Below are 6645 nucleotides of genomic sequence, written 5' to 3' on the forward strand. Positions count from 1 at the left end.
CCTGATCCACAACTCCGACTGGGCCGTCACCATCATCAACGGCCTGCCCGAGTTCACCCCACCCGCATATTTGGACCCACACCGAAAACCCATCCCCGCAACACCACGACACTCGGCGGCCTGAACAGCCACCGAGCCACTGCAAGGAAAGTGGCCCGGGTTCCGAGCACGGCCCCGATCCCGCACACCAGGCGCTGGCAGCCGTTGCGCGCCGGGCTGGTGGACTTGTTCTACGACGACGTGGAGGAATTCCACTTCCACGACGGCAGGCTGCTGCTGCGGGCAACAACGGCACCGGCAAGTCGAAGGTCCTGGCGCTGACCCTGCCGTTCCTGCTCGACGGGGAACTCGCGCCGCACCGAGTGGAACCCGACGGCGACCGCAACAAACGGATGGACTGGAACCTGCTGCTCGGCGGCAAGCACCCACACTCCGAGCGGCTGGGCTACAACTGGCTGGAGTTCGGGCGGCGTCTTGCCGACGGGTCGACCGAGTGCCGCACTCTCGGCTGCGGGCTCAAGGCCGTCTCGGGCCGGGGCATCGCCCGCCACTGGTTCTTCGTGACCAGTCAGCGCGTCGGCCCGGAGTTCTCGCTGGTCAGCCCGACAAGGGTGGCGCTGACCCGCGAGCGGCTCAAAGACGCCGTCGATGGGCACGGAACGGTGTATGACACGGCGACCGCGCCACCAACGCCCACGACCTCGATGACGGCAACCCCTGGCCACGGTGGTCCTTGCCGCAGCCCGAGTCCTGGCTGGCCTCGCCCCGACCAGCGCGGGACCCGCCGCCGAACGCCGCGCCGCCTGGGTCTCGGTGGGCGTGCACCGCGACGAACTGTCGTCCACGGTGCTGTGAGTTGGGGGCGAAGTGCCCACCCCTGGTGTGCCTGAGCGGTCACGCCTCGGTCGCCGCCGCAGAGCTGCTCGCGTCGCTGGCAACCGAAGGCGCGGGTTTCGCCTACCACGGCGACTTCGGCTGGGGTGGCCTGCGGATCGCCAACTGGTTGTCACAGCAGGTTTCCTGGCAACCGTGGCGCTTCGACTCGGCGGCCTACCGGCAAGCGCTCGCCACCGTGTCCGGCGACGTGCTCGCCGGCAAACCCGTGGACGCGACCTGGGATCTCGACCTGCGACCGTCGATGAAACACGCGGGCAGGAAGATCGAGGAGGAGTTGCTCCTGTCGGACCTGATGTCCGACTTGGCGATCACCCGGAGAAGGGATTGAGCAAGCGGACGCCCGTCGGTTCGAAGTCCTTGACGTTGCGTGTCACCACGGTCCAACCTCGGGCCTTTGCCGTCGCCGCGATCAACCCGTCGGCGGCCGGTGTCGGATGACTCGCGCCGCTGTGACCCCATTCCTCGGCGATCTCGGTCGTGATCGCGATAATTCGGTCGGCGAACCTGTCTTTGGTGGCGATGAGCCACGATTCGTAGACCGCTGCCAGCCGATGGTCACCACGCACCAAAAGCCTGGAGACTCCTCGACGGATTTCACCGATGGTCACCACGCTGATATAGAGGTCGTCGACATGGACGCGCGCGAACCAGTCGATCACGCCGGGGTCAGGGACAGGCTTGCGCCACTCCGACAAGACATTCGTGTCGAGAAGGTAACTCACCTGTGGGCGCCGTCCGACAGATCGAGTTCACTCTCGAAGTCGGTCAGTCGAGGCAGGTCGCCTTCGCGCTCGGCTTCGATCTCGTCGAAAACGTCCGTTTCCCCTGGCCGACTTTCGATCTTGGGGAACGCCATGAGGTGCTCGACAAAACCTCGTGTTTGGCCGCTGAGACGTCGGTACTCACTGATGTCGATCACGACCGCGATGTCTTCCCCGTGCTTGGTGATGGTCTGCGGTCCCTCCCGCGCCACCGCCCGCAGCACTTCGCTGAAGCGCTGTTTCGCCTCCTGGACCTGCCAGTGCGCTACCTCGGACATGACGACTCCCCACTGTGCTGTCTAGACAGCACACAGCTTACCACGTAAGCGGTGATCCGCTCACCGTCGGCGCGGTCGGGACAACAGAGCTTCGAACTCGGCCATTCCAACTGGTCCAAGGATGTCGACATAACGCTCTTGCACCTCAAGGCACGTGTCCATGTCGGCGCCGATGACCAACCTGGCCAACCGTTCGGCCAGGTCGAGCGGTTCCGGTTCGCAGGCTTCGCAGAGTCGATGATGGAGATCGGCCAGCGTGACCGCGATGTCCTCGGGGTCCGGTTCATCACCATCCCAGTCGCCGTGGAGGTGGGCCGACATGGTGGACCACAGAGCGATGGCGTCTTCGACGACGGCAGGCAACTCGTCGGTCGGCGGCGCTCGTCGGGATCAGTGTCGCGCGACGCGACTGATGAGAACGTGAGCCCTTGGTCCAGCGCGGCCATCGCCACCGCGACCGCGTGTCCGCACAACTCCTCGGGATCGCCCACCGCGCAGTCGCAGTCGGCCGCGAGGGCGCCGTTGACCACCCCCGACCCAGGTGTCGACAAGGCCCCGGTCGGGGTCCACGACCACAGCACTCGCGCCGCCGTGGTCGGAGTGGAGTTCACGGACCCGCCCGTTGTCGAGGTGCTCGCGGGCGAGGTCCCCGAGTTCACGTCCCACGGAGTTCAGCAGGGTGTCGGTGTCGAGTCGGCAAGCCATGGCGCGATCCAACCGCATCGGCGTCCGCGGCGTCGGACCCGATGCCCCGTGAACCAGGTAGGCGACTTGATCGGACATCATTGACAACGTCGCGAGGTTCGCCGTCGCCACGACGCGTGTCGCGAACGATCGCCCGACGCGCGCACGATACGGTGGCCCGCATGCGGATGGTGACCTTGCGGGGTATTGACGCGGGCGATGTCGAACTGGTCACCGGAACCGAGGCATTGGTCGACGGTTTACGCATCCTGCGCGCACAAGGTGTTCTCACCGTGCACTGGTCTGACGCGGAGAACGCCTTGCGCGGCTTTGTCCGCGACGACACGCTGTGCAGGGTGGTCGCGTACTTCCGCAGTGGCGGTGAGTCGTTTGACTTCGTCCGTGGTGAGTGCGACTGCCGCGAGGAGGTCGATTGCGCACACGTCGCGGCGCTGGTTCTTCGCACGATGCCGCCGGCCGACCGAGTCGTGGTCGAGTCGCGCCCACGCGTCCCGGAATGGGAACGGGCTCTGGGCAAGGTGATCGAGCCGAGCAGGGCGCTTCGGATGCCGACATCGGGTACGGCCTCGCTGGCCGTCGAGTTGTCCTTGGCTACGAAGCCGACCAGGTGGGGCAAAGAAGGCATGGTCGCGGCGGACTCGTTGATGGTTTCCGCTCGGCTGGTCACCCCGGGAAAGACCGGATGGGTGGGCGGTGGGCTGACCTGGTCGAAACTCGCGCAGCCGTACCAAGTGTCCCACTACCTGCCAACCCATGTTGGGGCCCTGCGTGACTTGTACGCGGTGTTTCGAGCGGGGGACAGTGATCCGAATTCTTACGGCTACGGCCGCGAGGACAAGTCGATCGATCTGACGGCGTTCGAGTCACGTCAGCTGTGGTCCTTGCTGGACCAGGTTCGCGCCGCGGGTGTGTCCATCATTCACGCGCGCAAGAACCTGGGCCCGGTCCAGCCCTACGGCGAGGCGGAGTTCCATCTCGACGTGACCGCGGGCGAGTCGGACGCCCTGACGGTCTCGACGGCGATCGTGGTCGCCGGGAGCGCCGTCGACCCGGCGCCGGTGGGGTTCATCGGCGCTTCTGGACATGGGCTCGTGTACGTCGATCGGGCCGATCTGGCCAAGGGCGAAAGCGCGCGGTGGCCGCTGCGGCTGGCCAGGCTGGTCTCGGAGGTGCCTCGGCACCTGCAACGCATGGCGTTGGAGAACACCCGGCTGGAGATCCCCGACGGCGAGGTCGGCCGATTCCGGGAGGTGTTCTATCCGAAACTGCGGCGAATCGCCGCAGTCGTGTCCACCGACGAGGCGTTCGCGCCACCGCGGGTCTCCGCGCCGAGGCTGGTGGCGCACGCGGCCTATGGACCCGACCACAGCGTGACCGTGGACTGGGCGTGGCGGTACGAGGTCGACGGCGCCGAGCAGCGGGTTCCGCTCGCGCCGCAAGCAGATCCCGGGTTGCGCGACCTGGTCGCCGAACGCGAAGTCCTGGCCGATCTTGACGACACGGTCACTCGGTTCGGACTCCAGATCGCCGACCCGGCCAAGGCCCTGGACTCGGGCAAGGCCGCGCTCGCGGGGCTGGACACGATGCGGTTCACCACCGAGTTGCTGCCGATGTTGGCGGGCAGGTCGGACGTCACGGTGGAGGTCGACGGCTTGCCTGCCGACTACCGGGAAACGGGCGATTCGCTGCGCGTCGGCGTCTCGGTCGACGAGCGGGCAGGCGAGACGGACTGGTTCGATCTCTCGGTCTCGATCACCGTCGAGGGGCGCGAGGTGCCGTTCGCCGACCTGTTCGTCGCGATGTCGACCGACCAGTCGCACATGCTGCTTCCCGACGGCGCCTACTTCTCTCTGGGCAAGCCGGAGTTGGACTCCCTGCGCACGCTCATCGAGGAAGCCCGCGCACTAAAGGACACCCCAGGGGATGGGCTGCGGATCAGCAGGTTCCAGATCGGCCTGTGGGACGAGCTCGCAGCTCTCGGCGTGGTCGACCGCCAGGCCGGGGCGTGGCAGCGGCAACGCGACGGGTTGCGCGCGGTCGACCAGGTGACCACGTGCTCGGCGCCTGTTGGCCTCACCGCTACGCTCCGGCCATACCAGCTCGCCGGGTACGAATGGCTGCGGTTCATCTGGGAGTACCAGCTCGGCGGGATTCTGGCCGACGACATGGGCCTGGGCAAGACCCTGCAGTCGCTGGCCCTGGTGTGTCACGTCAAGCGATCCCAGCCGGACGGCGCGCCGTTCCTCATCGTCGCGCCGACGAGCGTTGTGTCCAATTGGGACAGTGAGTCGACGCGGTTCGCGCCGGACTTGAAGGTCGTCACGATCACCGACACAGCAGGCAGAAGGGGAAAGACGCTGGCCCAGGCGTGCGCGGGCACGGACGTGGTGGTGACTTCCTACACCTTGTTCCGCCTCGAAATCGAGGAGTACGCGAACATGGCGTGGTCCGGCTTGATCCTGGACGAGGCGCAGTTCGTCAAGAACCACCAGTCGAAGGTCTACCAGTGCGCCCGCAGGCTGCCCGCGCCGTTCAAGCTCGCGATCACCGGCACGCCGATGGAGAACACCCTGATGGAGTTGTGGTCGCTGCTGTCGGTCACCTCCCCTGGGTTGTTTCCGAACCCGACCAGGTTCCGCGAGTACTACGCCACCCCGATCGAGAAGCAGGGCGACGCCGAGTTGCTCGCGCAGCTGCGCAGGCGGATCAAGCCCCTGATGCGCAGGCGCACCAAGGAACAGGTGGCCGCCGACCTTCCGGCCAAGCATGAGCAGGTGCTGGAGCTGGAGCTGCACCCGAAGCACCGCAAGATCTACCAGACCCACCTGCAACGGGAACGGCAGAAGGTCCTCGGCCTGGTCGACGACATCAACGCCAACCGATTCACCATCCTGAAGTCGCTGACCCTGCTGCGGCGGCTCAGCCTGCACGCGGGGCTGATCGACGAGGCCCACCGCGGGATCCCATCGGCCAAAATCGATGCCCTGGTCGAGCAACTCGACGACGTGATCGCGGGCGGACATCGGGCGCTGGTGTTCAGCCAGTTCACCGGATTCCTGGGGCAGGTCAAGGACCGGCTCGACGCCGCTGGCGTGAACTACTGCTACCTCGATGGCAAGACCCGCAACCGGGCGGCCGTTCTCAACAGGTTCAAGAACGGCTCGGCGCCGGTCTTCCTGATCAGCCTCAAAGCCGGTGGATTCGGGCTGAACCTGACCGAGGCGGACTACTGCTTCGTGTTGGACCCGTGGTGGAACCCGGCGACGGAGGCGCAGGCGGTGGACCGGGCGCACCGGATCGGGCAGCGGCGCAACGTGATGGTGTACCGCTTGATCGCCAGGGACACCATCGAGGAGAAGGTGATGGCGCTCAAGGAACGCAAGGCCGCGCTGTTCGCCAACGTCATGGACGAGGGCGGCGAGTTCGGCGCGAGCCTCGACGCCGACGACATCCGAGCCCTGTTCACCTGACCCGCCCAGATCGCGCGCGGCCGCCTCACATCGAGTTGTCGATCATTCCCGGCATACTCCAGACCGAGGGCTACGCCCGTGACCATGTTCGACCAAGTCGCCGAGTTGGCCCTGTCGACGGCGAAGACGACCGACATGATCCACAAACGCATCAAGCACTGGAGAACCCCTGATCATCAGTAGGTGGCACAAGAGCAGCCTCTCCGGCGGCGACAACAACGACTGCGCTGAACTCGCCCTCACCGATCGAGGCGGCGCCATCCGCGACAGCAAGGACCCGACTGGCCAGGTTTTCACCGTCCCATCCGGCAACGCTGATCGCTCGTGACCTGTCTTTGCCGTGTCACCCACGGCGGCGGCGCATAGCCGAATCGGGAAGATCGCGGTGTGCGTACCCGGAATCTCTTTCACCGCAAGCCATTCCGCGTTGTTGACACCATCGTGTGACACGAGTCGTCGAGGCCGGAAACCGGGCCGGGATTGTCGGTGGTGGCCGGGAGACTTGGTGGCATGGCGGAGCTGGAGATCCATCAC

General features: G+C 66.2%; 8 protein-coding genes. 6 read left to right on the forward strand and 2 right to left on the reverse strand.

Annotated elements, in window-relative coordinates; all coding sequences use genetic code 11:
• The first annotated feature begins 150 nt into the window (after positions 1-150).
• From ACRDSQ_RS26405 to ACRDSQ_RS26415, 3 genes are read left to right on the forward strand one after another with little or no spacing between them, the layout of a single operon-like run.
• A complete protein-coding gene (locus ACRDSQ_RS26405) occupies positions 151-321 on the forward strand; it encodes a hypothetical protein (protein WP_431424673.1) in 171 nt (56 codons plus the stop codon).
• 41 nt (positions 322-362) lie between these two features.
• Positions 363-890: a hypothetical protein gene (locus tag ACRDSQ_RS26410; protein ID WP_431424674.1), complete on the forward strand. Its 528-nt coding sequence runs from the start codon at positions 363-365 to the stop codon at positions 888-890.
• On the forward strand, positions 881-1225 hold the full coding sequence (locus ACRDSQ_RS26415; RefSeq protein WP_431424675.1) for a DUF2399 domain-containing protein: 345 nt from the start codon (positions 881-883) through the stop codon (positions 1223-1225). The genes ACRDSQ_RS26410 and ACRDSQ_RS26415 overlap by 10 nt, the downstream gene beginning before the upstream one ends.
• Here the strand turns inward: ACRDSQ_RS26415 and ACRDSQ_RS26420 are convergent.
• The gene (locus ACRDSQ_RS26420) at positions 1206-1619 is read right to left on the reverse strand and encodes a type II toxin-antitoxin system VapC family toxin (RefSeq protein ID WP_431424676.1); all 414 of its coding nucleotides are present in this window, start codon (positions 1617-1619) and stop codon (positions 1206-1208) included. The genes ACRDSQ_RS26415 and ACRDSQ_RS26420 overlap by 20 nt on opposite strands.
• The gene (locus ACRDSQ_RS26425; protein ID WP_431424677.1) at positions 1616-1936 is read right to left on the reverse strand and encodes a type II toxin-antitoxin system Phd/YefM family antitoxin; all 321 of its coding nucleotides are present in this window, start codon (positions 1934-1936) and stop codon (positions 1616-1618) included. The genes ACRDSQ_RS26420 and ACRDSQ_RS26425 overlap by 4 nt, the downstream gene beginning before the upstream one ends.
• Before the next feature lie 51 nt (positions 1937-1987).
• Between ACRDSQ_RS26425 and ACRDSQ_RS26430 the strand changes: the two genes are divergently transcribed.
• The 3 genes from ACRDSQ_RS26430 (at position 1988) to ACRDSQ_RS26440 (ending at position 6439) form a co-directional block, all read left to right on the forward strand.
• Positions 1988-2725, forward strand: coding sequence for a hypothetical protein (locus ACRDSQ_RS26430; protein ID WP_431424679.1), 738 nt, complete (start codon positions 1988-1990; stop codon positions 2723-2725).
• A 77-nt stretch (positions 2726-2802) separates the two neighbouring features.
• On the forward strand, positions 2803-6111 hold the full coding sequence (locus ACRDSQ_RS26435) for an SNF2-related protein (protein WP_431424681.1): 3309 nt from the start codon (positions 2803-2805) through the stop codon (positions 6109-6111).
• 175 nt (positions 6112-6286) lie between these two features.
• Complete coding sequence (locus ACRDSQ_RS26440; protein ID WP_431424682.1) at positions 6287-6439, forward strand: DUF397 domain-containing protein; 153 nt, start codon at positions 6287-6289, stop codon at positions 6437-6439.
• The last annotated feature ends 206 nt before the right edge of the window (positions 6440-6645 follow it).

The organism is Actinokineospora sp., from assembly GCF_050699995.1.
Classification (GTDB): domain Bacteria; phylum Actinomycetota; class Actinomycetes; order Mycobacteriales; family Pseudonocardiaceae; genus Actinokineospora.

What these genes read in the sequence shown, in the direction of transcription:
- ACRDSQ_RS26435 (WP_431424681.1), top strand. Translation starts at nt 2,803, where the DNA reads ATGCGGATGGTGACCTTGCGGGGTATTGACGCGGGCGATGTCGAACTG.
- ACRDSQ_RS26425 (WP_431424677.1), bottom strand. Translation starts at nt 1,936, where the DNA reads ATGTCCGAGGTAGCGCACTGGCAGGTCCAGGAGGCGAAACAGCGCTTC.